The sequence below is a fragment of the Pararhizobium arenae genome (genome assembly GCF_001931685.1).
Taxonomy (GTDB): Bacteria; Pseudomonadota; Alphaproteobacteria; order Rhizobiales; family Rhizobiaceae; genus Pararhizobium; species Pararhizobium arenae.
Genome location: NZ_MOOY01000002.1, coordinates 523,821 through 548,164 on the forward strand (window position 1 = coordinate 523,821; position 24,344 = coordinate 548,164).

Below are 24,344 nucleotides of genomic sequence, written 5' to 3' on the forward strand. Positions count from 1 at the left end.
TCCAGACGAAGAGAAGCCGCAATGATCATGAAATCCCATTCCGTCAAGCAGGGCATGCCCGAAGCTTCGATGAAGTATCAGCCCTATCCGCAGATCAATATTCCCGACCGCACCTGGCCGGGCAAGACCATCACCAAGGCTCCCATCTGGTGTTCGGTCGATTTGCGCGATGGCAACCAGTCGCTGGTCGATCCCATGGGCCACGACCGCAAGGCCCGTATGTTCCAGTTGCTGCTCGACATGGGCTTCAAGGAAATCGAGATCGGTTTCCCCTCTGCGTCGCAGACCGACTTCGATTTCGCCCGCTGGTGCGTCGAGGAAGGCAATGTGCCGGATGATGTGTCGCTGCAGGTCCTGGTACAGTGCCGTCCGGAATTGATCACCCGCACCTTCGAGGCCCTGCAGGGCGCGAAGAACCCCATCGTGCATTTCTATAACTCGACCAGCGAATTGCAGCGTCGCGTGGTGTTCGGCAAGGATGTCGCCGGCATCAAGCAGATCGCCACCGATGCCGCCAAGATGATCACCGACATGGCCGCCAAGGCCGGCGGCGGTTTCCGCTTCGAATATTCGCCGGAAAGCTTTACCGGCACGGAGCTGGAAGTGGCGCTGGAAATCTGCAACGCGGTCACCGAGATCGTGAAGCCGACGGCGGACAACAAGCTGATCCTCAACCTGCCGTCCACCGTCGAGATGGCGACGCCGAACATCTATGCCGATCAGATCGAGTGGATGTGCCGCAACCTCGACAATCGTGAAAATCTGATCATCTCGCTGCACCCGCATAATGACCGCGGCACCGGCATCGCTGCGACCGAACTCGGCCTGATGGCCGGCGCCGATCGCGTCGAAGGCACCCTGTTCGGCAATGGCGAGCGCACAGGCAACGTTGACGTTGTCACCTTGGCCCTGAATATGTTTACGCAAGGGGTCGATCCGGAACTGGATTGCTCTGATATCGAGCGCATCAAGCAGGTCTACGAATATTCAAACCAGATGGTTATCCCCGAGCGCCATCCTTACGTCGGCGAACTGGTCTACACGGCCTTCTCCGGCTCGCATCAGGACGCGATCAACAAGGGTATGAAGGCGATCAAGGTCGCCAACAAGCCGCAGTGGGAAGTGCCTTATCTGCCGATCGATCCGCGCGACGTCGGCCGCAGCTACGAGGCGATCATCCGCATCAACTCGCAGTCCGGCAAGGGCGGCATCGCCTATATCCTGCAGGAAGATTACGGCATCAACCTGCCGCGCAACCTGCAGGTCGAGTTCCGCGAGGACATCCAGCGCATTACCGACGAGGGCGGCAAGGAGCTGCCGTCGAAGGCGATCCATGCCCGCTTCATCGAGCGTTACGTGGATCAGCCGGGCGCCCGCATCAAGTTCGTCGATCACCACACCTATCCGGTCGGCGAGCACAAGGGCACGCGGGTCGTCGCGGCGGAGATCACGGACAACGGCGAGACGAAGCGCATCGAAGGCAAGGGCACCGGCCCGATCGACGGCTTCATCAATGCCCTGTCGATCTATCTCGGTGTTGATCTGTCGGTCGCGGATTACTCCGAACACTCGCTCCAGCACGGCTCGAATGCCGCTGCTATCGCCTATGTCGAAATGGAGCATGCGGGCGGCAAACTGTTTGGCGTCGGCATCAACACCAACATCGTCGCCGCGTCGCTGGAAGCGATCGTGTCTGCTGCGAACCGGGTTCTCGAAAACCGTAATTGATCGACAGAAATTGCATTTGAACGGGAGGGCCGCGAGTTCATCACGGCCCTCCCATTTTTTGATGCGGCCGCCGCCTGGGAAGCGGAGGCGCCGGTCCTATGAGCAAAAGCGCTCTGACAAACTCGGCTTTGGCGAATGCCGGAGGATTGTTTTCAAAGCCGCGCTGCCTGAACATGCATCCAGTCGAAATCCTTCGCCCTGCCGAGGCTCAGCCAGCCCTCTTCCTCCCAGAACTCCCAGAATTTTTGCGCGTCTTTTTTCGCTAGCCTCGCATGCAGATGGCTCCATTTGAGCTGATTGCGCGCCGGGTCGAAATCGATGGCGATGGCCCAGGAATGCATGGACCAGGAGGTGCCACCCTTCATCTTCCGGCAATTGTAGCAACCGCCGAACAGGTCGACGCCAATCTCCTGGATGCCGGCCTGACCGTAGTGCTTCCAGACCTTGTCGAAGACCCGTGCGGCGCTGTCGTGCACCTTCTCATGGATCATGAAACCGCTGACGTCCTTGTCGAGATCCCAGGCGATCTTCATCTTGAAGGGCAGCTCCAGGCGTTTCATCGGAACATTGCAATGGGGGCCAAAGAAGCTGGAAACATCGCGCTGCCGCGGCCAGGTATTGTTGATCGCCGGTATCGGCGGGTTGTTGGCGGCTTCGTCATTGATGTCGTCGCGCCAGGTTTCCTGCGGTTGCCCGGCCTTGATCCTGTTGAAAGCCTCGAATGCGGCGCGCGTCTGCTGGCCATAGAGGCCATCGATGCGGCCGGTATCGATGGCCAGATTCTTGCACAACAACTGGCCGAGCGCGATCTTGCGGCGGGTGACCGACCAGGCCTGCCATCCGGTGGAAATATCGGCGCTGCGCTGCTGTAACAAGGCATTCAGGCCGGCAACTGATTTTTCGCCGAACATGCCGTCGATGCCGGCCTTGTAGAGGCCTGCTGCCTCAAGTCCGCGCTGCAGGTCTTCATCGCTGATGGTCGATTGCATCAGACTGGTTTTGGGCGTCGCCTCGACCGCGCCGTTGGCGTCAGCCGAGCCGCCGTTTACCACGACGCCCCCGCTGGAACCGCCATCGAACGTCCAGTTTACCGAGTAAGGCTTGAGGGCGGCTGTCATCACCTTGTTGAGTCTGTTTCGCCAGCCGTTGATGAAGTGCGGAGCATCCTCATGGCCGAGATAACGCTTCTTGCGCGCCTCCGCGAGTTCCATTGCAAGCGCGACCGCTTTTTCATCGGAGTTCGCCTGGGCAGAGACGGCAGCGATATCCTGATCGCTCAGTGAGCCGGTGGTCGTGAGGCCGACGGCCGCCTGCAGAAAACGGGTCATGCCGGCTACACCATGGTTGACTGCGCCGTCCATCACGACGAAATCCACGGGTCTTGGAAGTTTGTCTCCCCTGATCTTGCCCCAATAGCGCGCCCGATAGATTTCGATGGCTTCGGCGACGGTCATTGCCTTCACTTCGGCCGGCGTGACGCTCGCAGCACCCCGCCATGCCGCGAGGTCCGTGTGGGTGATGCCGAAATTCGTCGGCCCGCCATTGTCCAGGGGATTGTTGACGTAACCACCCTCGCATTCGAGCACAGTGGTCATGATGTCTGCAAAGCGATCCATGCGTGCCTCCTAGGGGTTTGTTCTCATGAGAACGATGTCGGGTTGTTGTGTTGCTGTTTCCAAAGCCGCTCCGGACAGCTTCAGCATCGTGTCGCTGACGAATTTCAAGCTGCGCATCATGGCGCCATTTGCGACGCCGGGGATCTTCGCGGTATCGCCTAACTGAAAATTCCGGGATTGCTTTCGCATGGCCCATAGCGGCGTAAAATCGCGGAAATGGGCGGGCATCGGCGCACGGGCCTTCTCCAGCCTGGAATGCGTCCCCGGCAGGATGACGGCGAAGAACAGGGTTGGCAGAAGAATCATAGAAGTCATCGGCAAGGCCCCGCCGGGAGACAATCAGATCGTGAGCGAATGCATAGAAATTGGTTTTATGAAAAGCGTGGGCAGCGCATCCCCAGCGCTGCAATGCAGAGCTATTCTAACTCTGGATTGTGATTTTCAATTTAAAGCAGAAAATTTCGCGTGAGTCGATACTAAAGTAGCGACGCCGCATCCAATGCTGCGCTCCGGACCTTGCCTGCATTTGGCGGAAATCAGCCGATCAGACCGGCGACACGCTCGGCGAGCTTCTGGAGGTTGGCCTTCGCGGACGACCCGACGACGACATAGGATGCACCGGCCTTCTGCCACGAGATCATAGCCAGATCATCGCGAATGCTTTCAACCGGCGCGCTATCGGAGCTGCCCGGTTTGCTCTTCAGGAAACAGATGGCGACGATCTCGCCTTCGCCGGACTTGTACATGAGTTGCGCAACGGGCTTGCCGGCAGCCACCAGCAGGCGGGCGCCCTGGAACGTCAGGCCCTCGGTTTCGAGGTCCGGAACCTGGAAACCGACGCCGACACTTTCGGCCAGCCAGGACCTGATGGCATTTTCTTCGGTTGCCGGAACTTCGACGAGGTGCTTGTCCTGCCGGGCGTAGATGCGGTGATAGTCGGCGATATCGTCGAGCCATGTCGGGGCGGCGACGGCGGCAGCCGGCAGCAGCGGGTCGTTGCTTGCCTTACCGATGATAAAACCGGTCGAGCCGCCGACAAGCAGCAGCACAAGGGAGGCGGCGAGGGCACGCGGCCAGAGCTTGAGGCGATTGTTCCGCGGTTGCGCCGGGGCGATCCTGTCGTTGCGCTGCACGGCGCCGGGGCCCTGCTTGATCTGCCGGACCAACGAAAGCGGAACGGGATCGTGCAGAAATTCCTCGAAGGCACTGTTGCCGAAATTGTTGCCGGCTTTCAGCATTTCCAGCAGCAATCGCGCTTCGTCGTCACTGTTGACGAGATGCTCCAGTTCGCGCCGTTCAACGTCGCTGACTTCCCCGTCGATATAGGCTGACAACCGGACTTCGAGCGCAAGGCCCTTCGTGTTTTGCAACGCTCAGGCCCTCCTTTCCGATGTTTCGGTGATCATCGCGGCCAGCCGCATGCGCGCCGTGGACAGTCGGCTCATCACGGTCCCGATCGGAATCTTCAGGATTTCGGCGGCTTCCTTGTAGCTGTGACCTTCGACGTTCACGAGAACGAAAACGCTGGCGAGGCCTTCGGGCATAGACAGGATCAGCTTGTGCAACTGGTTTGCGTAAACGAGCTTTTCGCCGGACGCTTCAATCGAAAGCTCGTTCTGGTCGTGCGCATCGACGGTGCCCGCACCGGCGCGCACTTTCCGTTTCCTGATTTCATCGACCCAGAGGTTGCGCGTCATTGCATAGATCCAGCTTTCCAGCCGTCCTTCGCCGTTCCAGAGGTGGTTGCGAGAGATCGCGCGCTCACAGACTTCCTGAACGAGGTCATCGGCGTCCGCGGCGTTGCGCGTCAATGTCAGCGCAAAACGGCGCAACTTGGGCAGCATGCTGACCAAGTCCCGACGAAATTCGGTAACATCTACCGCTGGGCGCATTGTTCTTCCGATGAAACGTTTGCGACCGGCCTATTATTCGCCGGTCGATTTAGACGCCTGCTGATATGAAACACTTGGCCAATGATCTGCAAGCCGCCCAATGCCGCCGATCACATATTTTGCCGATTTTCCTGCTCCGGCCTCTGCGCCACGCCAAAAATTACGGCATGGCGCAGAAGGACTGGAAATCCGCCGATCAGTATTGGCGCACGCCACCCAGCGTCTCAAGCAAGGCTTGGTAGGCCCATGTCTGTTCGCCGCCGCGGTCGCGGATTTCGATCAGCTGAACCTTGGCCTCTTCGATCTTGCCCTGCTGGACGAGTGCCTGGCCCATGTAGGAGCGCGCGAGGATATAGTTTTCATCGATTTGGATCGCCTTGCGATAATATTCCATGCCGAGTTCCATGCGGCCTGCCTTACGGTTTGCGTAGCCGCGATAGTTGAGCACCCGTGCGCTCGTCTGGTCGCTGACGGCGTCCAGCACCTTCAGCGAATTGTCGTACTGGCCGTCATAGGCGAGTTCGCGCGCCGCCTTAAAAAGCGTATCGTCGTCAAGGCCGCTCTTCTTGGCATCGACGCATTCTTTCTTGCCCTCGTCCCAGACCTTGCCGCCGGTGCATTCGCTGGAGGTCTTGGTCTTGGCGGGTGGCGTGGTCGTGTCCTCTCCAGCCGCATGCGCCAGAGAAGTAGTCAAAGCGGTGGCTGCGAGGAACAGGCCTGTCAATGCGATCTTGCGGATAAGCATGCTTTTCTCCCTTTTCGAACATCGACCGGCTCGGGCGAGCAGGTGCCAGCGTCCGGTCAATAGGATAACGGATCAGCTGCACAGTTTATTGAACAGGATAGCGTCTTTTGCGCATTTGGCGAGGCCGTAATTCAGAAACGGGTGGTCTCGGCGAGCGTAACCGTTCGCCCATCCTTGGTCAGTTCGAAACGCTCGCGCGTCAGGTTCCAACTGCCCGGGCCACCGCCAATGAAGAAAAGGTTGAAGGATGCGGGTGGTTTGCTACCGCCCTGTCCCTGAGAAGCCGAGGCGATGCCGACGACCGGAACCTGCCTGCCAGCCGTCCCCTTCAGCCAGTAGACGGTGTTCAGGTGGGTGTGGCCATGCAACACCAGTTCGGCGCCGCCCGACGCGATCGTGGCGGCAAAGCGGCGAATGCCAAGCATGCGTTTGTGCATGGGCGTCGCGCCGAGGATCGGCGGGTGGTGGATCATCACGACCCGGAAAAGACCCGCTTCTTCGGCGTTTTTCAAGAGGTTGACGGTCTCGCGGGCCTGCCGCTGGCCGAAGTAGCCGGAGGCCGCGAAAGGCGGCGTGGCAACGGCAGTTGAGCAGCCGATGATAGCGACATTGCCGCGCACGCGCATGTAGGGATAACAGTGAAAATCATCATCCCAGTCTCGTGGTCCCTTGTCGGCCCGCATATACGGATACCAGGCCTTGGTGGTCTTTTCGTAGGCGCCGGGCACATAGGCGTCGTGGTTGCCGGGAATGACGGAGATGTTTTCCGGCTCGCCCGCTTCGCGAAGCCATTCGGTCATGATCTCAATTTCTCGTGAGGACGCCAGATTGACGAGATCGCCCGTGATCGCGAGATGGTCCGGATCGATGCGTTCGATCTCGTCCATCAGGAGGTTCAGCGTGTCGCCGACCAGATGATTGCGGCGATTGCGATGCCAGTTGACGAAGCCGGTGATCCGCTTGGAAGCGAGTTCGCGAAAGGAAAGATCGGGCAGGGGGCCGAGATGAATGTCTGAAATATGCGCGAGTTTGAACATATTTGGTAGTTAGCGCATATTCCGGCAAAGGGGAATCATTGGCCGGATTTATTCGATATTTGTCTGTTCACATCAGGGAGATCGGGCTGAATGGGTGATACCCCGCCGGAAATGCGCAACTGGAAAGCACGGCTCGTCACTGGGGTCGTTCATCGATACTTCGCCTATACGCGCGGCATGACGATGGGCGTTCGTGCCGCCTGCTTCGATGCACAGGGGCGCATTTTTCTTGTGCGCCACACCTACGTTCCGGGCTGGCTGATGCCGGGCGGCGGCATCGAGCGGGACGAGACCGCCGGTGAAGCGCTGATCAAGGAACTGCGCGAGGAGGGAAATCTCCTGCTCGGCGATCCACCCGAACTCATGCATGTGTTCCACAACCCACGCACCAGCCGGCGCGATCATGTGCTGTTCTACCGCTGCCGGAACGTTATCCAGACGGCGCCGAGGACGCGTGATCGGGAGATTGCCGAGGCGGGATTTTTTCCGCTCGACGATCTGCCGACGGGTACGACATCCGCGACGCTTCGCCGGCTGGACGAGCTGTCGGGCAAGACAGCTTTTTCCGAAATCTGGTGATCAGCCGCCGATCTTCTCGCGTCCGTGCGGGCCGTCGAGATCGAGCAGCGGTCCGACCGGCACGACGCCCGTCGGATTGATCGTCGTATGGCTGCGGTAGTAGTGCTCCTTGATGTGACGGAAGTTGACCGTCTCGGCAACGCCCTCAACCTGATAGAGATCGCGCAGGTAGTTCTGCAGGTTCGGATAGTCGGCAATCCGCCGGATGTTGCATTTGAAATGGCCGACATAGACAGGATCGAACCGAACCAGGGTCGTGAACAGCCGCCAGTCGGCTTCGGTCGTCCGGTTGCCTGTGAGGTAACGCTGAGCGGAAAGCCTAGTCTCCAGCTCGTCCAGGACCTCGAAAAGCACCGTGACGTTTTCTTCATAGGCTTCCTGCGTGGTGGCAAAGCCCGCCTTGTAGACGCCGTTGTTCACGGCATCGTAAATTCGGCTGTTGAGGCTGTCGATCTCATCGCGCAGGTCTTGCGGGTAGAGGTCGAGGGTGGAGCCCTTCAATCCATCGAAGGCCGAGTTGAACATGCGGATGATTTCCGAGCTTTCGTTGGAAACCATGCGGTTGGTCTTCTTGTCCCAGAGAACCGGGACGGTGACGCGGCCGGAATAGGTGGGATCGGCCTTCACATAGACCTGCCACAGCGCCTGGGAACCGAACAGGTGATCGACGGTGCCGCCAATCTCGTTCTTGAACTCCCAGCCCTTGGACAGCATCAGCGGATCGACGATCGAAACGGTAATCAGGTCGTCGAGCTTTTTCAGCTTGCGGAAGATCAGCGTGCGGTGCGCCCAGGGGCAGGCAAGCGAGACATAGAGATGGTAACGATCCGCTTCAGCCTTGAAACCGCCGTCGCCGCTCGGCCCGGCGGAACCATCCGCCGTTATCCAGTTGCGAAATTGCGATTGCGCCCGCTTGAAATGGCCCTTGGTGGATTTCGTATCGTACCAGACGTCCTGCCAGACGCCGTCAACCAGCATGCCCATGATCTTGTCTCCTTGCAGGGGAAACCTGGTCCCCCGTGTCTTGAGAACAATAGATAGCGGACAAAATCCCATTCGATAGGCGTCGAATGCTGAACAGTGCGTTTTAGGCTTTGACGGGATGAATTTTTCTGCTATCGGGCCAAGCAGTCTTTTTTGAACAGGTCGGAATTCTCTTCGATGTACTTCCCAGGAAACCCGCGACGACGCTGATGCTCTGACGCCCGAGAGGCGCGCCATCACCCTTACATACGTCTCGCTTATACGGTTTCCTCATGTTCATGCAAAAGCACGACCTCGTCTATCTGACGGAAGATGCGTCGCACGACGCTGCCATCGAAATCATCAATGAAGAAGCATTCGGTCCTGGCCGGTTCGCCCGGGCGGCGACGCGTATCCGCGAGCAGGGGCCGCATGACCTCTCCCTCTCCTTCGTCTGCACGGATGACGGCGAAACAATTGCGTCCGTGCGGATGACCCCCGTGATGGCGGGTTCGGTCAAGGGGCATCTGCTGGGACCGCTCGCCGTTCGGCCTTCCCACAAGAACAAGGGCATCGGCCGTGAGCTGGTGCGGATTGCGGTCGAAGCGGCGCGGCGGAAGGGGTCCGAAGGCGTGATCCTCGTTGGCGATCCGCCCTATTACATGCCGCTCGGTTTCGAGAAGGTAGCCTATGGCGCGCTCGATTTTCCCGGCCCGGTCGATCCTGCGCGGGTGCTCGTCGTCCCCATGGGAGACGACGTGCATGCGCGGCTGAAGGGTGTTATCGGCTGGCGGGGCTGACGGACTGAACTGAATACGTCACACCGCGGCGGCCTGTGGGCACATCCGCTGCTGCGACCTGTCCCCGTCTGCTGGTCAGCCCGTGGCGGGTGCGATGCTTTTGACATCGAGAGTGATCAATAGCGCGACGAGGAATGCTGCGAGGGTGGCAAACAGAAGTGCTCCGACAAAGATGGAAAGCGCTCTTGCAGCACCAATGCCCAGATCATGCATGAACCAGCGGACCTGCGCCTGCGCGTACCAGATTGTGGCGACGGCCAATGCGACGGTACCTGCAACGAGACCCTGCCCCTGAGGCATGCTGAAGAAATCGAGGCTCAACACCAGCAAGAAGGCGAAAGGAGCCGCGACGTAGCACTGGCTGAAGAACGGCGGGCGCAGCGAATTGCGCGTGATAGCGACCGTCTTCGATCGCAGAAGCGTCACGGCCATGCACAGGGGGTAGATTCCGAAGATGACCCCTCGCGCGATCAAAAGGTTCGAGCCGGACCCGAGTTCCCGGGCGGCCTCCATAGGATCGTAAACCGAGGGGAGGGAAGCGGACAATCCTTGCGAAAGCAGCAGGGTGATCAGCAGGAAAAGCGGCGGGCTGAGAGTATCCTGATACTGGTCCTCCGGCCTGTCGGCAAGTTCGATGTCGGCGTAGCGCATCATGCTGAGCGGCGTCACCAGAGAGCGCCACATCGTGACAGGATAGAACACCAGCCAGGACACCAACTCGTAGAGCAGCTCTTCGAGCGACTTCAGCAGTTTCATGAAGTCCAAGTAATATTCCTTCCTGCCCGATGCCCGCGTCCTGATCCGCAGTCATACCAGCGCCAGTGCCCGACGTCACTGCGGCAATGCAAGCCTTCAGTTGTAAACATGGAAGACTTCGCGGTCTTGCTTTTCCACTTCTGGTTTCTATGTTCGGAAAGTACGGTTGTTCCCGATATCGCACACGCGGAGACAGGTCGATGACGACGATAAGAAGCTTGATACTCAGTTTTGCCCTATTGGCCGCCATGCCCGCTGTCGCCGACGAGCTGCGGCAAGAGAGCATCAGGTTCGCCCCGGGAACCTCGAGTTCTACCATAAAGGCATTCGTGAAGGGCTATCAGTCCGTCCAGTACGCTGTGTCTGTCACGGCGGGCCAAAAGATGAGCGTCCAGCTCGATTCCCGCAACAGCAGTCTCTACTTTAACGTGACCGCGCCGGGCGCAGATGCCGCGATGTACAACAGCTCGATCGATGGCAACGGCACAACCATCACGATCCCTTCCAGCGGCAAGTACCTCATAGACGTCTACCTGATGCGAAACGCAGCCCGGCGGAATGAGTCTGCAAATTACGATCTCACGCTTTACGTCGAGTAGTCAGATGCCGAGAGCCTGAAATGATCTCATCGGATAGCGATCTCCCATTCTATAATGGCAAACCCGTCGAGATCGCTGGACGAGGCTGGCTCGTTATCATGCTATCCCTGGTCATCGCCTTCCTGGCGCTCATCCTTATTCCCCTGCGGACCTTTCCTTACACGGTCGTTTTGGCACTTCTTTTCGTCGGTATTCCTATCCTGGCTGTTCACAGGGTGGCAGGCCCGCACTGGAAATGTCTGTTCCGTCCCGTTGACGTCCGATCCGTGGCGCTGATGGCGTTGTTCGGAGGAGCAACGCTGGTCGGGTCCATGGCCATGGGCTGGGTCCTGCAAAGGTTTTTCGAGCTTGACCCCAACCCCTTGGCGGACGAGATCGCCGCAATGTCCGCCTTTGAGATCGGCGCGACGCTTGTGGTGACCGGCATCCAGTTGGTAGGGGAAGAGCTTTTCGGAATATTGCCGTTCCTCGCCGTTCTGTGGCTCTGTGTTCGCCAGCCGAGACTGTCGCGCAGAGCGGGAATCCTTATAGCGCTTGTCATCTCCGGTCTGCTGTTCGGCGCGGCGCATCTGCCGACCTATGGCTGGCACTGGGCGCAGTCATTGATCGGGATCGGCTTCGCACGCGTGATCCTGACGCTCTCCTATATCGTCACGAGAAATCTTTGGGTCTCGGCGGGCGCCCATATCATCAATGACTGGACGGGGTTCATCCTGGTGTTTGAATTTGCCCATATGCCTATAAACGCGGGGGAATGACTGCCGATCACCATCGGCGAAATACATCAACCTCAAAGCCTTCTCGCAGCAACGTTAGAATTAAAGGAGTTAGCATGCGTCTCATCGCGACATCTCTCATGGGAATGGTTTTTTTGTCGGCCTTACCCGCTTTTGCAAATGACGTTCATCAGACGAAATGCAAGGGCAACAGCGGTGCCTGCATTCAGGAAGCCCAGCGTGTCTGCGGTGGCGATTACCACGTTCTCTTTAGCGAAAGCCACGCAGGCGGACTTCTCGGCGATAGCATACCGGGGCCGGTAACCTGGTATTCGATGAGCTATGAATGCCCTAATTCTCGGGGAGAACGACCGGACTTCCAGTTCCGCGGCAACACGTACTCGCCGCCACCGCAACGCGACGTCGAGACGAAATCGAGACAGAGGGTTTCGGTCGGAAGCATGGGGAAATTCTGCCAGGGCGAGGCGTCCGCCACCTTCGGCCGCAGGCCCCAGGAGATTCTCACGCTGCCGGTCGAACGCACTGGTGGCGGCTTTACCGTTTACGGCCAGTTTCCGCCTGAGGGATCGAGAGTGACCACGTTCGAGTGCCGATTCGACTCCTCGGGCGCGTTCAGACGCGTTATTAGAGATTAGAATTTTTCAGTGAAAAGCGGGAATCGGTTGCTTCAATCCGAACGTGACGGGCTCCAACGCGCAAGAACTCTCGATCTCAATTGAAGGGCGAGGCGACAATGTGTTACCGAGAGGCTTTCAGGTCCAGATTGAACCTGAAAGCCTCTAGGTTTCTTTGATTTCGTTTGTCTTTTAAGGAAACTCTAGCGCCCTTCGCGGTGCCAGGTTGCCGAAAGCGCCAGCAGAAGCAAACCCAGTCCCAGGAAGCCTGCGAAAAGCGGCAGGGAATTGATGCCCTTCAGTACCGTTTCGTCGGTCATGCGCAGCGATAGCCGATCATCGTCCGCCACGCGGACGGTGCCGCGCACCGGGAGGATCGGCGGCATGTCGAGCGCTCCCGAGGCGTCTGCAACGCGGCGGACGAGCCCCCTGGTCTTTTCCGACCATGGCCTCAGCGTTTCCTCGGTCGAGATCGTCGCCTTGAACTCCGGCGCATCAACCGCGCCAACATGAACGAGGGTCGAGAGATCGCCATTGCTGATCTCGAACAATCCGGTTTCGGAGGTCCGGACGGCGGCCTTGTAAAGGCCTGGCCCGTTTTCTGTCAGCGGCACCTGTTCGGTGCGGCCGGAGGGATAGATGAGATTTGCGGCACCGGGGTCGCCCTGGATCGTCTGGCGGGAAATTTCGAGCGAACGACCGTTGGCGCGCGCCGTCAAAGCTTCCTCCTCCAGCGCCGGCTCCCGCATCAGCCAATGGGCGGTGCGACGATAAAGCGACACGCTCGGCCCGCCGCCTTCGAAGCCGCGCGACCAGAGCCAGCCCTGATCGGACAACAGCATGGCGACACGACCCTCGCCGACGCGGTTCAGCACCAGAAGCGGCTTGCCGTCGGCGGCTTCCATGACGGTTTGGCCAAGCGGGCGATCGACATCGACCGTGCGGAACCAGCGGCCCCAGCGAGGCGGCTCGACTTCGGCGCCCTCAAGCCCGCGCGTGACGGGATGCTTGCGGCCTTCCTCGGAAAGTCGGGGATAGAAGGCTTTCTCGCTCATGAAGCCGGTGGGGGCGGCAGGCAGCACGGCTGATAGCGGCGTTGTGGCGATCGAATCATCGCCCGCATGTTCGGGCCCGGCGGCAATCAACAGCGCACCACCGTTTTCGACATACTGGGCGATGTTGTCGTAATAGAGGATCGGCAGCACGCCGCGATGCTGGTAGCGGTCGAAAATGATCAGATCGAATTCGTTGATCTTGTCGACGAACAATTCGCGGGTCGGGAACGCGATCAGCGACAGTTCATTGATCGGCGTACCGTCCTGCTTTTCCGGCGGGCGCAAAATCGTGAAATGCACGAGATCGACGGCAGCATCTGATTTCAGCAGGTTTCGCCATGCGCGCTCGCCCGCATGCGGCTCTCCGGAAACAAGCAGCACACGCAGGTTTTCGCGAATGCCATCAAGGACATGGACGGCGCGATTGTTGGCGTCCGTGACTTCCCCTTCAACGGGCGCGACGGCGAACTCAAGGATGTTGTTGCCGCCGCGCGGCACCTTGAAGGAGAAGGGGACATCGGTACCCGCCTCCGCCTGTTCGGTCGCGATCGGATTGCCGTTGAGGCTGACGGACACCTGCGCCGTGCCGCCGGGGGCGGCGCCATCATCGACAACACGGAACGTGACGGTCTGCTCTTCACCCACGATGCCGAAGCGCGGGCCGCTGCGAACTTCGATACGGCGGTCATACTCGTCAGCCTTGCCGGTGATCAGGCCATGAACCGGCGCGTCGAAGCCGAGCGGCTGGTTGACATCCGGAATGTCGTGGATCTGCCCATCGGTGATGAAGATGGCGCCGCCGACACGGGCGGGCGGAACATCCGCAAGGGCCGTCGAAAGCGCGCCGAAGAGTTTCGTCGCGGGGGCTTCCGTTTCGGCATCATCGGCGGCTTCGACGATCCGCGGCTCGATTTGCGGGAATTTTGCCAGCCGTTCCTTGAGTTCGGCCAGCGCGGCATCCGTTGCCTCGCGCCGGCCGGAATAGTCTTGGCTTTGGCTACGGTCCACGACGACAGCGACGACGGTGGAAAGCGGCTCGCGCTCCTCCTGGAAGAAGACGGGATTGGCAAGCGCAAGCACGAGGGCGGCAAGCGCGCAGCTGCGCAGCACGGCGCCCCGCACACCGCGCCAGAGGCCGACGGACGACAGCAGGGCAGCGATGGCTGCAAGGATGCCGATCACGACCCAGGGCAGAAGCGGAGAGAAGGAAAGCGTCATGCGTTTCTCCTACTGTCCAAGCCGTTCGAGAAGAGCGGGAATGTGCACCTGATCCGCCTTGTAGTTGCCGGTCAGCATATACATCATGATGTTGACGCCGGCCCGGAAGGCATATTCGCGCTGCATCTCGTCCGGGGGCACGGTTGGAAGCAGAGGCGCGCCGTTGCCGTCGATGGCCCAGGCGCCGGCAAGATCGTTGCCGGTGATCATGATCGGTGACACGCCGTCGCCGGTGCGGGCCGGGCGGCCCGCGTCCTCGGCACCGTTGTCCGGATGGGCCTCGATCCAGAGCGGGCTTCCGGTGTAGCGACCGGGAAAGCTCGAGAGCAGGTAAAAAGACTTCGTCAGCACATTGTCCGTCGGCACCGGCTCCAGCGGCGGGATGTCGAGATCGGCCAGGATCGCCTGCAGGCGTTCGGCATTCTGGCTTGTCGCGGCGCTGCCGCTCAGGGAGTTGAACTGGTCGCGGGTGTCGAACAGCACGGTACCGCCGGCACGCATATAGGCATCGACGCGGCTGATCGCCTGCGGACTCGGCATCGCCGCGTTGGCGGAGATCGGCCAGTAGATGATGGAATAAAGGGAAAGCTCGTCGCGGGAAATGTCCAGCCCGACCGGCGGGCCCGGTTCCAGCGTTGTTCGGTAGGTCAGGAAATCCGTAAGCCCGGCGAGACCGCGCTCGGAGATACGATCTACATCCGCTTCGCCGGTCACGACATAGGCAAGGTGGGTCTTGTCCAGTCGCGACAGGATGTTTTCATCGCCGGGCTTGCTGTCATCGGCATGGGAAACGTCAGGTACCAATGTAGCTACACTGAAAGCGGCCAAGATCGCCGCTGCCGCAGCGGCACGCGAGAGGCGCACGCGCGAGAACGTTCCAGCCATGAACAGCACGACCAGCGTATCAACAAGCGCCAGTGTGAGTGCGATGGCGAAAAGGGCGGGCTTCAGTGAAACCGTCTCCGCGCCGAGCAGCGGCTCGCTCGTATAGGCGAGGGAAAGGCCTTCGGTGTTGACCGGCATCAGTTCAGCGTTGGCGGCAAGCAGATTGAGGGCGGTGAACCCTTCTTCGGAGCCGTAAAGCCCTGGAGGATGTTCGGCATCGGCAACCGGCGTTGCTCCGGCTCGCGGCTCCAGCGGGCGGGCGCGGGCGGTTTCGCCAACGAGCACGCCATCGGCGTTGAGCAGGCGATAGGGCGCAAGCGTCTGACCGTTCGGCGCACCCTCGCTGGCAACACCGCCGCTGCGCGACATCTGCACGCTGCGGCGCAGCATCTCGACGAATGCGCCCGAGATCGGCAGGTTGGACCACGTCGCCTCGGCGCTGACATGGAACAGGATGATACGACCGGAGCCCTGCGTCTTCGTGGTGACCAGCGGCGTGCCGTCGGCCAGGCTTGCCCAGGTGCGGGAGGAAAGATCGGCCGTCGGTTCGGCCAGAACCTGTCGCTTAACGAGAATGCCTTCCGGCTTCGGCATGCCGGCAAACGGGCTCTGGGCAGGGTAATCGGCAAGCGGCTGTGGCTCGGCCCAGGAAAGGGCGCCGCCCAGCGCGCGCTCGCCCTGACGCAGCGTCACCGGCACCAGCGGATCTTCAGCAGGCGCTGCCGCCAGACGCGGGCCGGCAAAGCGGATCAGCGTACCGCCATTTTCGATCCACTGCCCAAGCGGGCCATAGGTTTCGTCCGGCAGACGGCCGATATCGGCCATGATCAGCATGGACGGCTTCTGCGAGAGAAGCTCGGGAATGGCCACAGCAAGGTCGGCTTCGTTCGGCTGGACAAGATCGGCAAAGGGCGCCAGCGCCCGGTTGATGTAATAGAGCGGCGAAAGCAGGGGCTGGGACTGGTCGCGTGCCTCACCGCTCAGCAGGGCTACGCGCCGGCGGCGAAAGCCGTCGTCCAGCAGATAGGTTGCCCCGGCTGTGGCCTGACCGTCTATGCCGATGCGGGAGAAATCGTTGCGCAGTTCGAACGGCGCGGTAATCGCCCCCCTAGCTGTTCCTTCGCCCGCGTTGAAGGACACGGTGCCGCTGGCGATCGCGCGGCCGCGAATGTCGTAGGCCGTCAGCGGAAGGACGCGGGCTCCGGCCGTATCCAACCGGCTCACGGAGATGGACATCGCATCCGCCTCGTTTGTCGAGGCCGTTATGGCAACGGCTTCCGGATTGCCGCCGATCAGGCGCAATTCGCCCGGCGAAAGCGAGGCAAGGTCGGCCATTACGTCATTTTCACCCGACGCCACACCATCCGAGATGAAGGCGATCGTGCCGGGTGGTGTTTCCTGCAAAGCCGTTGCGAGCGCCGTGAACGCAGCCTTCCTGTCCGGTGACAGCGGCTGCGGGGCAGCGGCGGCAAGGCGATTTCGCGCGTCATCCGGCGATGTGGGGACGGCATTGTGCTCGCGATCGGCGGTGAAGACGATCGAGACCGGGACATCGCGGCTTTCGGCGTCGGCGAGCAGGGCATCGATCGTGTTGACCCGCCGCTCCCAATCCGGGGCGGTCGCCCAGCTGTTGTCGACGAAAAGAACGAGCGGGCCATTTGCGGAGAGCGTATTGGCGCGCGGGTTCAGCACCGGATCGGAAATGGCGAGAATGACAGCAGCCGCCATCAGCATGCGCAGGAGCGTCAGCCACCATGGGCTTTTCGATGGCGTTTCTTCGCGCTTCAGAACGGTTGCGAGAATGCGCAGCGGCGGAAACGCTTCCGTGACCGGGCGCGGCGGCGTGAGGCGCAAAAGCCACCAGATGGCGGGCAGAGCCACCAGTGCAGCCAGCATCATGGGGTTGGCGAAGACGAGCGACAGGAAGCTCATAGTTGCCCCCCGTGCGTCGCCCGCGCCGGCATGCCGGAAAGATACATATGCACGGCAACCAGCGCCTCGGAGGCGAGGTGGTCCGTGCGGTGTTGCGTAAATGTCCAACCCAAATGACGAAGATCCGTTCCGAGCGCGTCGCGGCGAGCGAAATAGGCGCGGCGGTAGTCTTCAGCGAGGATTTCCGCGCGACCGGCCGTCAGCTTGTCGCCGGTCTCGGGATCGGTGAACTCGGTGCGACCGGCATAGGGGAAGGTTTCTTCTGCCGGGTCTGCAACCTCGACCACATGGCCGCGAAAACCACGGCGGGCGAGCGGACCGAGGCGTGTCATGATCTCGTCGGCGGGGTCGAGAAAGTCCCCGATCAGCACCAGATCGCTCCAACCGCGGATCATGCCCGTTTCCGGCAAACCGCCAGAGAGCGGCGTGTGCATCAGGGCTGTCGCCAGACGTTCTGCGGCGTTGCGTGCCGAAAGCGGCTCCATCACGCCCGGGCAGCCGATGCGCTCACCGGAGCGGGCGAGGATTTCCGCCAGCGCCAGCATCAGCACCAGCGCGCGGCTCTCCTTGGAAACGCTGCCGAAGCGGGATTTGTACATCATCGAGGGCGAGAGATCGGCCCACAGCCAAATGGTGTGGGCCGCTTCCCATTCTCGGTCGCGTACATAGGTGTGGTCGTCCCGGGCCGAGCGGCGCCAGTCGATACGAGCCAGGCTTTCGCCGTCGCTATAGGGTCGGAACTGCCAGAAATTCTCGCCGATGCCCCGCTTGCGGCGGCCGTGCCAGCCAGAGATAACGGTGTTGGCGATGCGCTTTGCCTCGACCATGCAATCGGGGATCAGACGCGCGCGCATCTGCGCCCGCGACAGCACGTCGCCCGAAGGGGTACGCTCGACGATCTGCCCGATCGAGACCATCCATCAGCCCTTGATTTGCTTGACGAGGCTGGAAATCACATCGCGAACCGACATGCCCTCGGCGCGGGCAGCGAATGTGAGTGCCATACGGTGCTGCAGCACCGGCTCGGCGAGCGCCACGATGTCGTCGATCGAAGGCGCAAGCCTGCCGTCATAGAGGGCACGGGCGCGGGCGCACAGCATCAGCGACTGACCGGCGCGCGGGCCTGGGCCCCAGGCCACGTTCTTGTCGGTAGCCGCATTGCCGTTGCCCGGGCGGGCGGAGCGCACCAGCGACAGGATCGCGTCGACCACCTTTTCGCTGACCGGCATCTGGCGAATGAGGTGCTGGATATCCTGAAGCTTTGCGGCATCGATCACGGCGCGGGCCTCTGCTTCATCGAGACCGGTGGTTTCAAGCAGGATTTGCCGTTCGGCGGCAAGCTCCGGATAGCCGACATCCACCTGCATCAGGAACCGGTCGAGCTGAGCTTCGGGCAGCGGGTACGTGCCTTCCTGCTCCAGCGGGTTCTGCGTTGCGAGAACGTGAAAAGGCTGCGGCAGGTCGTTGCGCTGGCCGGCGACGGTGACGTGATATTCCTGCATGGCCTGCAGAAGTGCGGATTGGGTACGTGGGCTGGCGCGGTTGATTTCGTCGGCCATGAGCAGTTGGGTGAAGATCGGGCCGGCGACGAAGCGGAAGGAGCGGCGTCCGTTCTCGTCCTGATCCATCACTTCCGAGCCGAGAATATCCGATGGCATCAGGTCGGGCGTGAACTGGATGCGGCTGGAATTCAGCCCCAGAACCGTCGCGAGCGTCGTCACCAGCTTGGTCTTGGCAAGGCCGGGAACACCGACGAGCAGGGCGTGACCACCGGAAAGAACGGCCAGCAGCGTCTGTTCGATGACGCTTTCCTGGCCGAAGATGACCTTGCCGACTTCCTTGCGGATATTGGCGATTTCCGCGAGCGCCTTTTCGGCTTCGGCGACGATCATCTTTTCGTCGACCAGCTTGTCCGAGGTCTTCATTACACCCATTGATCGTCTCCCTGGCCGCCGGGTCGAATCGCAAAATCCGATCTTTCCGTCTTCGAATTTCAATTTATGCTCCGGTCAGCGGCTGACAAGTCGCTGAGGGCGCACTATCTCGTGAGCGAGATGTTAATAAGCAAGAATAGGGCCAATCGGGACGGAACGATGGCAGAAACCGAGATGAATCAAACAGCCGTCACAGCCGGTGACGCGGCGGGCCTTGCCGCCATGATCGCCCGTGCCGCGGGCCAGACCGGCGATAGGGCGAAGGGTCTTCCGCCGGTAGAGCGCTGGAATCCGCCGTTTTGCGGGGATATCGACATGGAAATCCGCGCCGATGGCACCTGGTTTTACATGGGCACGCCCATTGGCCGGCAGCCGCTCGTGCGGCTTTTTTCGACGGTTTTGCGCAAGGACGAGGACGGCAGGACCTATCTCGTGACACCTGTGGAAAAAGTCGGCATCCGCATCGCGGACGCCCCCTTCATTGCCGTTGAAATGACCGCGACGGAGAAAGAGGGCGGTCAGGTGCTCACCTTCCGCACCAATGTCGGGGATGTGGTGGAAGCGGGAGCAGAGCATGAACTTCGTTTCGTCATCCATGGCGAAAACCGCGAGCTCAAGCCTTACCTGCATGTGCGCGGCCGCTTGGAAGCGCTTGTATCGCGTGCTGTGATGTATGAGTTGGTCGAGCTTGGCGAGGAAGCCGAGGTCGATGGCGTCACCATGTTTTGCGTACGCTCCGGCGGCGTCCTCTTCCCGATCATGCCGGCGGCCGAACTGAAGGCGCTGTCCGCGTGAGCGAGCCGCTTCTGAGCCTCCCGGATTTCTCCGCTGCCGATTTTCGCCGTCGCGCCATGAACCAGCGGGGCAGTCAGGCTGAGGATGCCTGGCGCGAGCATGGCGATTTCCTGCTCAATCCCGACTACGTCTCCTTCGTCGAAACGATGAAGCTGCGGGATGCCGCGGTTCTGATCCCCGTGATCGACGACGGGGACGACGCTCGCGTTATCCTGACCCAGCGCACCTCGACGCTTCGAAAGCATTCCGGGCAAGTGGCTTTCCCGGGCGGTGCAATCGATCCCGGCGACGATACGCCCGAGCGGGCAGCCCTTCGCGAGACGGAAGAGGAGATCGGTCTCGATCGCCGCTTTGTCGAGACCGTCGGGCGACTGCCGTCCTACATGGCACTGTCGGGATTCCGCATTACGCCCGTTCTGGCGGTCGTGGAGCCCGGTTTCGAGCTCACGCTCAATCCGACCGAAGTGGACGCCGCCTTCGAGGTGCCGCTGTCGTTCCTGATGAACCCGCGCAACCACGGTCGCGGTCGCGCGACGTGGCAAGGCAGCGAACGGCAATTCTATCGCATGCCCTATGGCGAGCGGAACATTTGGGGTATCACCGCCGGCATTATACGCATGCTTTATGAAAGGCTTTATGCATGACCTCCGTTGCCGCCGAGGCCTGGTTTGCTCAACCGGCGCTGAAACGCATCTTCGATCTCCTGAATGCTGATGGCGGAGAGGCGCGTGTGGTTGGCGGTGCCGTGCGCAACAGCCTGATGGGGCTCGACGCCAGCGATATCGACATGGCGACAACGCTTTTGCCGCAGGAGGTGATGAAGCGTGCGGAGGCGGCGGGCATCAAGGCGGTTGCGACGGGCATCGATCATGGCACCGTCACCCTCATCATCGGCGGCAAGCCTTTTGAAGTCACGACATTGCGGCAGGATGTGGAGACCAACGGCCGACATGCGGAAGTGGCCTTTGGCACGGACTGGAAAGTGGACGCCAAGCGGCGCGATCTCACGATCAACGCGCTCTATGCCGATGCTCGCGGCGCGGTGATAGATCTCGTTGACGGCCTTCCCGACATCGAAAGCCGCACGGTGCGTTTCATCGGCGAGGCGGAAAAGCGGGTCGCGGAAGATTACCTGCGCGTGCTTCGGTTCTTTCGTTTCTTCGCCTGGTACGGTTCCGGCCGTCCCGATGCCGGCGGTCTTCGTGCCTGTGCAAGGGCGCGCTCCAAACTATCGAGTTTGTCGGCCGAGCGTGTCTGGTCAGAGCTGAAGAAGCTGCTTTCAGCGGAGGATCCGGGCCGTGCCTTGCTCTGGATGCGGCAGGCCGGTGTGCTGACCGAAGTTCTGCCGGAGAGCGAAAAATGGGGAATAGACGCCATTCCGGGACTTGTCGCGGCGGAGCGTGTTTTCGGATGGGCGCCTGATCCTCTGCTTCGTCTTGCATCTATTGTTCCGCCGGACAACGAGCGGCTTGGTGAGATGGCGAAAAGGCTTCGGCTCTCAAAGACGGAAGCCAGCTTTTTCACGGCATGGGCGGGCAGCCCGGCCGTTCCCGTCACGATTGCCGATACAGCCTTCGACCGCATGCTGTATCGAAGCGGTGCCGCTGGTCTCGTCACGCGCCTGAAACTGGCCTTGGCAGTTGCGCGCCAGAAAACGGAGAACGATCCTTCGCAGCTGCCAGAGGTTGCGCGACTGAAGCGGCTTTTGGCCCGCGCTGAGGCGTGGCAGAAACCTGTGCTGCCCGTGTCTGGCGCCGATGTATTGGAGGCTGGAGTGCCAGCCGGGCCGCGCGTGCGCGAACTTTTGCAGACGCTTGAAGATGGCTGGGTCGATGGAAACTTCAATGCTGACCGGGCAACGCTGGTCGCCCGGCTGAAGTCTTTGGTCTGAAGCGATCATGGGAAGGTGCCATCAGGCAGCCTTTGTTTCCTCGACAATCCTCATTTTGATGTTGTCGACCATGTTTTCGCGGATGATCGTTTCGCCGTGCGACTGACGCATGTGCTCGACAGCGCGGCGGACGACTTCCGCATCGCTATCGGCTCTTGTGTGCCAGTCACAGCCGGGAACCAGGGAACCGCATTCGAACAGTCTCATGATTTTCCTCCTTGCCTTCATCCCCCTGAAGGATCCTCCGTCACATCAGGGCGTGCCGATGATAACCTGAAATCGGTCTGATTGGTTCCTCCTTTCGCAAACACCCTGCGAAAACCGTGCGGTATCTGCCCGATGACGGCCTCTTAATGGCCTAGCAATGCCCTTCTCGGGGTCACATTGCCGCCCAATGGGTCCCCGAACGTTAAGCCGGGCCTTGAAATGACCAAACGGAAGGAAAGCCTATGACCCACATGCCCATCGCGGCGCTTACTGCTGCAGCCTGGAGCCTGATCGTCGTCAGCACGCCCGCCTTTGCGCAAGGGGCCGCAGAGCCGCAGGCCGCCGCACCGCAGGCGAGCACGCCAGCAACTGCGGCTATCAGTGAGCAAAAGCTCAATGCCTTTGCTGTCGCCTATCTCAAGGTGGACAGCGTGCGCCGAGACTATGCCGCCAAGATCGGCGCCCAGAAGGATGCCGCCTCCCGCCAGAAGCTGCAGAACGAGGCAAACAAGCAGATGATCAACGCGGTGCAGAACTCTCCGGACATGACGGTCGAGGAATACAAGACCATCGTCAGCACCGCGCAGACAGACCCCGAAGTGGCGCGAAAGGTACAGGAGAAATTGAAGGCGAACGCCGTGCAATAAGGCGGTTCGCGACTGCGGGGCGGGGGCGCGAGTTCCTGCTTCGCATTTCTGAGATTGCCGCGCAGGCATCTCCCGGTGGGTCGAGAAAGCACTATAGAAAGATGCCTGTTTGGTGCTATGGCTGGCGCTCCTTGAATGAGACGTCGCGCAAAGGCATACCATGAGCTCCCTAAAGCAGGATCTGATCGCTTCCATCCGCAACATTCCGGACTATCCGAAGCCGGGCGTGATGTTCCGCGATATCACCACCATGCTCGGCAATGCGCGCAGCTTCCGTCGGGCGATCGACGAGCTGGTTCATCCCTTTGCCGGCCAGAAGGTCGACAAGATTGCCGGCATCGAGGCGCGCGGTTTCATCCTTGGCGGCGCGATGGCGCACCAGATGTCCTCTGGTTTCGTTCCGATACGCAAGAAGGGCAAGCTGCCGCACGATACCGTGCGCATCGCCTACAGCCTCGAATATGGCGTCGATGAAATGGAAATGCACCGCGATGCTTTGCAGCCCGGCGAAAAGGTGATCCTTGTGGACGACCTGATCGCGACCGGCGGAACAGCCGAAGCGGCCACGAAGCTTCTTCAGCAGATGGGCGCCGAGATCGTAGCCGCCTGCTTCGTCATCGACCTGCCGGAACTCGGCGGCCGCAAGAAACTCGAAGCGCTTGGCGTCAATGTTCTGACGCTGGTCGAGTTCGACGGTCATTGATATTCCCCATCTAGGCCGTCGGCTTTCCGACGGCCTCTGATTCAGGGAAATTATGGAAACTCGATCACCTTGCTTTCGAAGCGGATGACGGTTTCGCCAGTCTGGTTTTCTCCCTCATTGAGAATGGTGTTGATCCGCCAGCCCGGGCGCGAGGCCAGTTCCTTGCTTTCAAGGAACGTCACGTAATAGCTGACCGTATCTCCGGCATATACCGGCTTTAACCATTGCAGATTGCGAAAGCCCGGCGAGGGGCCAAGCTTTGGCGCCGCGATGCCTTCGCCCGCAAGGCGCTTCATCTCGCCGATCCAGTACGGCACGAAGCATTTCATCCAGCCTGCGGCCGTATGCCAACCGGAGGCACAGAGGCCACCGAGCAGGGACGATTTGGCGGCTTCGGGATCGAGGTGAAATGGCTGCGGATCGAAATCGCTGGCAAAACGGATGATGTCTTCGGCAGAGAACGTCAGGCTTCCGATCAGGGCGCGGCCCTTGCCGCCATAGAGCGCTTCCATGGTCATCATCCTGCCTCCCGCATTCTGAACATGATCGGGCACTCGGACACCGCGACCGTCTCGCCTGTCTGGTTGAGGATTTCGTTGCGAAAGCGGACGACGCCGATGCCGGGTTTGGAGCGCAACGCGCGGGTTTCGAGAACCAGACTGAAGCCGCTCAGCGTATCGCCGGCGATCACGGGTTTCTTCCAGTCCATGAACTCGATGCCGGGCGACCCTTGAGAGGTCGAAGAGCCTAGAAAGGCGTCGATCATCATACGCATGGCTATGGAACTCGTATGCCAGCCGGAGGCGGCAAGCCCGCCGAGAATGCTTTTCTTTCCGGCTTCTTCGTCCATGTGCATCGGCTGCGGATCGAATTCGCTGGCGAATGCGATGATCTCGGCAGTTTCCATGCGACGCGGCAGGTACTCAAACCGTTGCCCGGGTAAAAAGTCCTCGAAATGAAGCATCACATTCTCCGCCCTTGTGCTGGGCAAACCGAATAGCCTCATTCCAT

General features: G+C 60.7%; 26 protein-coding genes. 11 read left to right on the top strand and 15 right to left on the bottom strand.

Annotation, left to right across the window (positions count from 1 at the left end; all coding sequences use genetic code 11):
• Window positions 1-21 precede the first annotated feature (21 nt).
• Window positions 22-1,728, top strand: coding sequence for a 2-isopropylmalate synthase (gene leuA / locus BLX89_RS05860; protein ID WP_075289701.1), 1,707 nt, complete (start codon window positions 22-24; stop codon window positions 1,726-1,728).
• Between the two features lie 152 nt (window positions 1,729-1,880).
• Here the strand turns inward: leuA and BLX89_RS23845 are convergent, their stop codons facing one another.
• The 6 genes from BLX89_RS23845 to BLX89_RS05895 all read right to left on the bottom strand — a co-directional run bounded on the left by BLX89_RS23845 (window position 1,881) and on the right by BLX89_RS05895 (window position 7,018).
• Window positions 1,881-3,344 (bottom strand): glycosyl hydrolase 108 family protein, encoded by a 1,464-nt coding sequence (locus BLX89_RS23845; RefSeq protein ID WP_083637337.1) that lies wholly within the window; start codon window positions 3,342-3,344, stop codon window positions 1,881-1,883.
• 9 nt (window positions 3,345-3,353) lie between these two features.
• Window positions 3,354-3,659 carry a hypothetical protein gene (locus BLX89_RS05875; RefSeq protein WP_143523503.1) on the bottom strand — a complete coding sequence of 102 codons (306 nt, stop codon included), beginning with the start codon at window positions 3,657-3,659 and terminating at the stop codon, window positions 3,354-3,356.
• A 221-nt stretch (window positions 3,660-3,880) separates the two neighbouring features.
• Complete coding sequence (locus tag BLX89_RS05880) at window positions 3,881-4,714, bottom strand: anti-sigma factor family protein (RefSeq protein WP_075289703.1); 834 nt, start codon at window positions 4,712-4,714, stop codon at window positions 3,881-3,883.
• 3 nt (window positions 4,715-4,717) lie between these two features.
• Window positions 4,718-5,236: an RNA polymerase sigma factor gene (locus BLX89_RS05885; protein WP_075289704.1), complete on the bottom strand. Its 519-nt coding sequence runs from the start codon at window positions 5,234-5,236 to the stop codon at window positions 4,718-4,720.
• 196 nt (window positions 5,237-5,432) lie between these two features.
• A complete protein-coding gene (locus BLX89_RS05890; protein WP_075289705.1) occupies window positions 5,433-5,981 on the bottom strand; it encodes a tetratricopeptide repeat protein in 549 nt (182 codons plus the stop codon).
• A 131-nt stretch (window positions 5,982-6,112) separates the two neighbouring features.
• Complete coding sequence (locus BLX89_RS05895; RefSeq protein WP_075289706.1) at window positions 6,113-7,018, bottom strand: metallophosphoesterase family protein; 906 nt, start codon at window positions 7,016-7,018, stop codon at window positions 6,113-6,115.
• Between the two features lie 90 nt (window positions 7,019-7,108).
• Here BLX89_RS05895 and BLX89_RS05900 point away from each other — a divergent pair, with 90 nt between their 5' ends.
• A complete protein-coding gene (locus BLX89_RS05900) occupies window positions 7,109-7,597 on the top strand; it encodes an NUDIX domain-containing protein (RefSeq protein ID WP_075289707.1) in 489 nt (162 codons plus the stop codon).
• Here BLX89_RS05900 and BLX89_RS05905 read toward each other — a convergent pair whose 3' ends face one another.
• On the bottom strand, window positions 7,598-8,581 hold the full coding sequence (locus BLX89_RS05905; RefSeq protein ID WP_075289708.1) for a glutathione S-transferase family protein: 984 nt from the start codon (window positions 8,579-8,581) through the stop codon (window positions 7,598-7,600).
• A gap of 278 nt (window positions 8,582-8,859) precedes the next feature.
• Here BLX89_RS05905 and BLX89_RS05910 point away from each other — a divergent pair, with 278 nt between their 5' ends.
• On the top strand, window positions 8,860-9,360 hold the full coding sequence (locus BLX89_RS05910; protein WP_075289858.1) for a GNAT family N-acetyltransferase: 501 nt from the start codon (window positions 8,860-8,862) through the stop codon (window positions 9,358-9,360).
• A gap of 75 nt (window positions 9,361-9,435) precedes the next feature.
• Here the strand turns inward: BLX89_RS05910 and BLX89_RS05915 are convergent, their stop codons facing one another.
• Window positions 9,436-10,125: a permease gene (locus tag BLX89_RS05915; RefSeq protein WP_075289709.1), complete on the bottom strand. Its 690-nt coding sequence runs from the start codon at window positions 10,123-10,125 to the stop codon at window positions 9,436-9,438.
• Between the two features lie 191 nt (window positions 10,126-10,316).
• On the opposite strand from BLX89_RS05915, the gene BLX89_RS05920 reads away from it, so the two are divergent.
• From BLX89_RS05920 to BLX89_RS05930, 3 genes are all read left to right on the top strand, one after another.
• Complete coding sequence (locus BLX89_RS05920) at window positions 10,317-10,715, top strand: DNA breaking-rejoining protein (protein WP_143523504.1); 399 nt, start codon at window positions 10,317-10,319, stop codon at window positions 10,713-10,715.
• 20 nt (window positions 10,716-10,735) lie between these two features.
• Window positions 10,736-11,473 carry a CPBP family intramembrane glutamic endopeptidase gene (locus BLX89_RS05925; RefSeq protein ID WP_198935121.1) on the top strand — a complete coding sequence of 246 codons (738 nt, stop codon included), beginning with the start codon at window positions 10,736-10,738 and terminating at the stop codon, window positions 11,471-11,473.
• 74 nt (window positions 11,474-11,547) lie between these two features.
• Window positions 11,548-12,087: a hypothetical protein gene (locus BLX89_RS05930; protein ID WP_075289711.1), complete on the top strand. Its 540-nt coding sequence runs from the start codon at window positions 11,548-11,550 to the stop codon at window positions 12,085-12,087.
• Window positions 12,088-12,269: 182 nt separating this feature from the next.
• Here BLX89_RS05930 and BLX89_RS05935 read toward each other — a convergent pair whose 3' ends face one another.
• From BLX89_RS05935 to BLX89_RS05950, 4 genes are read right to left on the bottom strand one after another with little or no spacing between them, the layout of a single operon-like run.
• Window positions 12,270-14,339 (bottom strand): hypothetical protein, encoded by a 2,070-nt coding sequence (locus BLX89_RS05935; protein ID WP_075289712.1) that lies wholly within the window; start codon window positions 14,337-14,339, stop codon window positions 12,270-12,272.
• A 9-nt stretch (window positions 14,340-14,348) separates the two neighbouring features.
• Window positions 14,349-17,156 carry a DUF4159 domain-containing protein gene (locus BLX89_RS05940; RefSeq protein ID WP_075289713.1) on the bottom strand — a complete coding sequence of 936 codons (2,808 nt, stop codon included), beginning with the start codon at window positions 17,154-17,156 and terminating at the stop codon, window positions 14,349-14,351.
• A complete protein-coding gene (locus tag BLX89_RS05945) occupies window positions 17,153-18,073 on the bottom strand; it encodes a DUF58 domain-containing protein (RefSeq protein WP_075289714.1) in 921 nt (306 codons plus the stop codon). The genes BLX89_RS05940 and BLX89_RS05945 overlap by 4 nt, the downstream gene beginning before the upstream one ends.
• Window positions 18,074-18,076: 3 nt before the next feature.
• The gene (locus BLX89_RS05950) at window positions 18,077-19,090 is read right to left on the bottom strand and encodes an AAA family ATPase (protein WP_075289715.1); all 1,014 of its coding nucleotides are present in this window, start codon (window positions 19,088-19,090) and stop codon (window positions 18,077-18,079) included.
• Between the two features lie 174 nt (window positions 19,091-19,264).
• Between BLX89_RS05950 and BLX89_RS05955 the strand changes: the two genes are divergently transcribed.
• From BLX89_RS05955 to BLX89_RS05965, 3 genes are read left to right on the top strand one after another with little or no spacing between them, the layout of a single operon-like run.
• Window positions 19,265-19,885 (top strand): DUF1285 domain-containing protein, encoded by a 621-nt coding sequence (locus BLX89_RS05955; protein ID WP_425348592.1) that lies wholly within the window; start codon window positions 19,265-19,267, stop codon window positions 19,883-19,885.
• A 56-nt stretch (window positions 19,886-19,941) separates the two neighbouring features.
• A complete protein-coding gene (locus BLX89_RS05960; protein ID WP_198935126.1) occupies window positions 19,942-20,529 on the top strand; it encodes a CoA pyrophosphatase in 588 nt (195 codons plus the stop codon).
• Window positions 20,526-21,776 carry a CCA tRNA nucleotidyltransferase gene (locus BLX89_RS05965; protein ID WP_075289718.1) on the top strand — a complete coding sequence of 417 codons (1,251 nt, stop codon included), beginning with the start codon at window positions 20,526-20,528 and terminating at the stop codon, window positions 21,774-21,776. The genes BLX89_RS05960 and BLX89_RS05965 overlap by 4 nt, the downstream gene beginning before the upstream one ends.
• Window positions 21,777-21,797: 21 nt before the next feature.
• Here the strand turns inward: BLX89_RS05965 and BLX89_RS05970 are convergent, their stop codons facing one another.
• Window positions 21,798-21,983 carry a DUF1059 domain-containing protein gene (locus tag BLX89_RS05970; RefSeq protein WP_075289719.1) on the bottom strand — a complete coding sequence of 62 codons (186 nt, stop codon included), beginning with the start codon at window positions 21,981-21,983 and terminating at the stop codon, window positions 21,798-21,800.
• A gap of 242 nt (window positions 21,984-22,225) precedes the next feature.
• Here BLX89_RS05970 and BLX89_RS05975 point away from each other — a divergent pair, with 242 nt between their 5' ends.
• Window positions 22,226-22,630, top strand: coding sequence for a DUF4168 domain-containing protein (locus BLX89_RS05975; RefSeq protein ID WP_075289720.1), 405 nt, complete (start codon window positions 22,226-22,228; stop codon window positions 22,628-22,630).
• Between the two features lie 160 nt (window positions 22,631-22,790).
• Entirely contained in the window at window positions 22,791-23,333 is a 543-nt protein-coding gene (locus BLX89_RS05980; protein WP_075289721.1) for an adenine phosphoribosyltransferase, read from the top strand.
• A gap of 50 nt (window positions 23,334-23,383) precedes the next feature.
• Here the strand turns inward: BLX89_RS05980 and BLX89_RS05985 are convergent, their stop codons facing one another.
• Both BLX89_RS05985 and BLX89_RS05990 read right to left on the bottom strand, forming a co-directional pair.
• Window positions 23,384-23,854, bottom strand: a complete 471-nt coding sequence (locus BLX89_RS05985) for a MaoC family dehydratase (RefSeq protein WP_143523505.1) — start codon at window positions 23,852-23,854, stop codon at window positions 23,384-23,386.
• Complete coding sequence (locus tag BLX89_RS05990; RefSeq protein WP_075289722.1) at window positions 23,851-24,297, bottom strand: MaoC family dehydratase; 447 nt, start codon at window positions 24,295-24,297, stop codon at window positions 23,851-23,853. The genes BLX89_RS05985 and BLX89_RS05990 overlap by 4 nt, the downstream gene beginning before the upstream one ends.
• Window positions 24,298-24,344 lie beyond the last annotated feature (47 nt).

What these genes read in the sequence shown, in the direction of transcription:
- leuA (WP_075289701.1), top strand. Translation starts at nt 22, where the DNA reads ATGATCATGAAATCCCATTCCGTCAAGCAGGGCATGCCCGAAGCTTCG.
- BLX89_RS23845 (WP_083637337.1), bottom strand. Translation starts at nt 3,344, where the DNA reads ATGGATCGCTTTGCAGACATCATGACCACTGTGCTCGAATGCGAGGGT.
- BLX89_RS05875 (WP_143523503.1), bottom strand. Translation starts at nt 3,659, where the DNA reads ATGACTTCTATGATTCTTCTGCCAACCCTGTTCTTCGCCGTCATCCTG.
- BLX89_RS05885 (WP_075289704.1), bottom strand. Translation starts at nt 5,236, where the DNA reads ATGCGCCCAGCGGTAGATGTTACCGAATTTCGTCGGGACTTGGTCAGC.
- BLX89_RS05890 (WP_075289705.1), bottom strand. Translation starts at nt 5,981, where the DNA reads ATGCTTATCCGCAAGATCGCATTGACAGGCCTGTTCCTCGCAGCCACC.
- BLX89_RS05895 (WP_075289706.1), bottom strand. Translation starts at nt 7,018, where the DNA reads ATGTTCAAACTCGCGCATATTTCAGACATTCATCTCGGCCCCCTGCCC.
- BLX89_RS05900 (WP_075289707.1), top strand. Translation starts at nt 7,109, where the DNA reads ATGGGTGATACCCCGCCGGAAATGCGCAACTGGAAAGCACGGCTCGTC.
- BLX89_RS05905 (WP_075289708.1), bottom strand. Translation starts at nt 8,581, where the DNA reads ATGGGCATGCTGGTTGACGGCGTCTGGCAGGACGTCTGGTACGATACG.
- BLX89_RS05910 (WP_075289858.1), top strand. Translation starts at nt 8,860, where the DNA reads ATGCAAAAGCACGACCTCGTCTATCTGACGGAAGATGCGTCGCACGAC.
- BLX89_RS05920 (WP_143523504.1), top strand. Translation starts at nt 10,317, where the DNA reads ATGACGACGATAAGAAGCTTGATACTCAGTTTTGCCCTATTGGCCGCC.
- BLX89_RS05925 (WP_198935121.1), top strand. Translation starts at nt 10,736, where the DNA reads ATGATCTCATCGGATAGCGATCTCCCATTCTATAATGGCAAACCCGTC.
- BLX89_RS05930 (WP_075289711.1), top strand. Translation starts at nt 11,548, where the DNA reads ATGCGTCTCATCGCGACATCTCTCATGGGAATGGTTTTTTTGTCGGCC.
- BLX89_RS05935 (WP_075289712.1), bottom strand. Translation starts at nt 14,339, where the DNA reads ATGACGCTTTCCTTCTCTCCGCTTCTGCCCTGGGTCGTGATCGGCATC.
- BLX89_RS05940 (WP_075289713.1), bottom strand. Translation starts at nt 17,156, where the DNA reads ATGAGCTTCCTGTCGCTCGTCTTCGCCAACCCCATGATGCTGGCTGCA.
- BLX89_RS05945 (WP_075289714.1), bottom strand. Translation starts at nt 18,073, where the DNA reads ATGGTCTCGATCGGGCAGATCGTCGAGCGTACCCCTTCGGGCGACGTG.
- BLX89_RS05950 (WP_075289715.1), bottom strand. Translation starts at nt 19,090, where the DNA reads ATGGGTGTAATGAAGACCTCGGACAAGCTGGTCGACGAAAAGATGATC.
- BLX89_RS05955 (WP_425348592.1), top strand. Translation starts at nt 19,265, where the DNA reads ATGAATCAAACAGCCGTCACAGCCGGTGACGCGGCGGGCCTTGCCGCC.
- BLX89_RS05960 (WP_198935126.1), top strand. Translation starts at nt 19,942, where the DNA reads ATGAACCAGCGGGGCAGTCAGGCTGAGGATGCCTGGCGCGAGCATGGC.
- BLX89_RS05965 (WP_075289718.1), top strand. Translation starts at nt 20,526, where the DNA reads ATGACCTCCGTTGCCGCCGAGGCCTGGTTTGCTCAACCGGCGCTGAAA.
- BLX89_RS05970 (WP_075289719.1), bottom strand. Translation starts at nt 21,983, where the DNA reads ATGAGACTGTTCGAATGCGGTTCCCTGGTTCCCGGCTGTGACTGGCAC.
- BLX89_RS05975 (WP_075289720.1), top strand. Translation starts at nt 22,226, where the DNA reads ATGACCCACATGCCCATCGCGGCGCTTACTGCTGCAGCCTGGAGCCTG.
- BLX89_RS05980 (WP_075289721.1), top strand. Translation starts at nt 22,791, where the DNA reads ATGAGCTCCCTAAAGCAGGATCTGATCGCTTCCATCCGCAACATTCCG.
- BLX89_RS05985 (WP_143523505.1), bottom strand. Translation starts at nt 23,854, where the DNA reads ATGATGACCATGGAAGCGCTCTATGGCGGCAAGGGCCGCGCCCTGATC.
- BLX89_RS05990 (WP_075289722.1), bottom strand. Translation starts at nt 24,297, where the DNA reads ATGCTTCATTTCGAGGACTTTTTACCCGGGCAACGGTTTGAGTACCTG.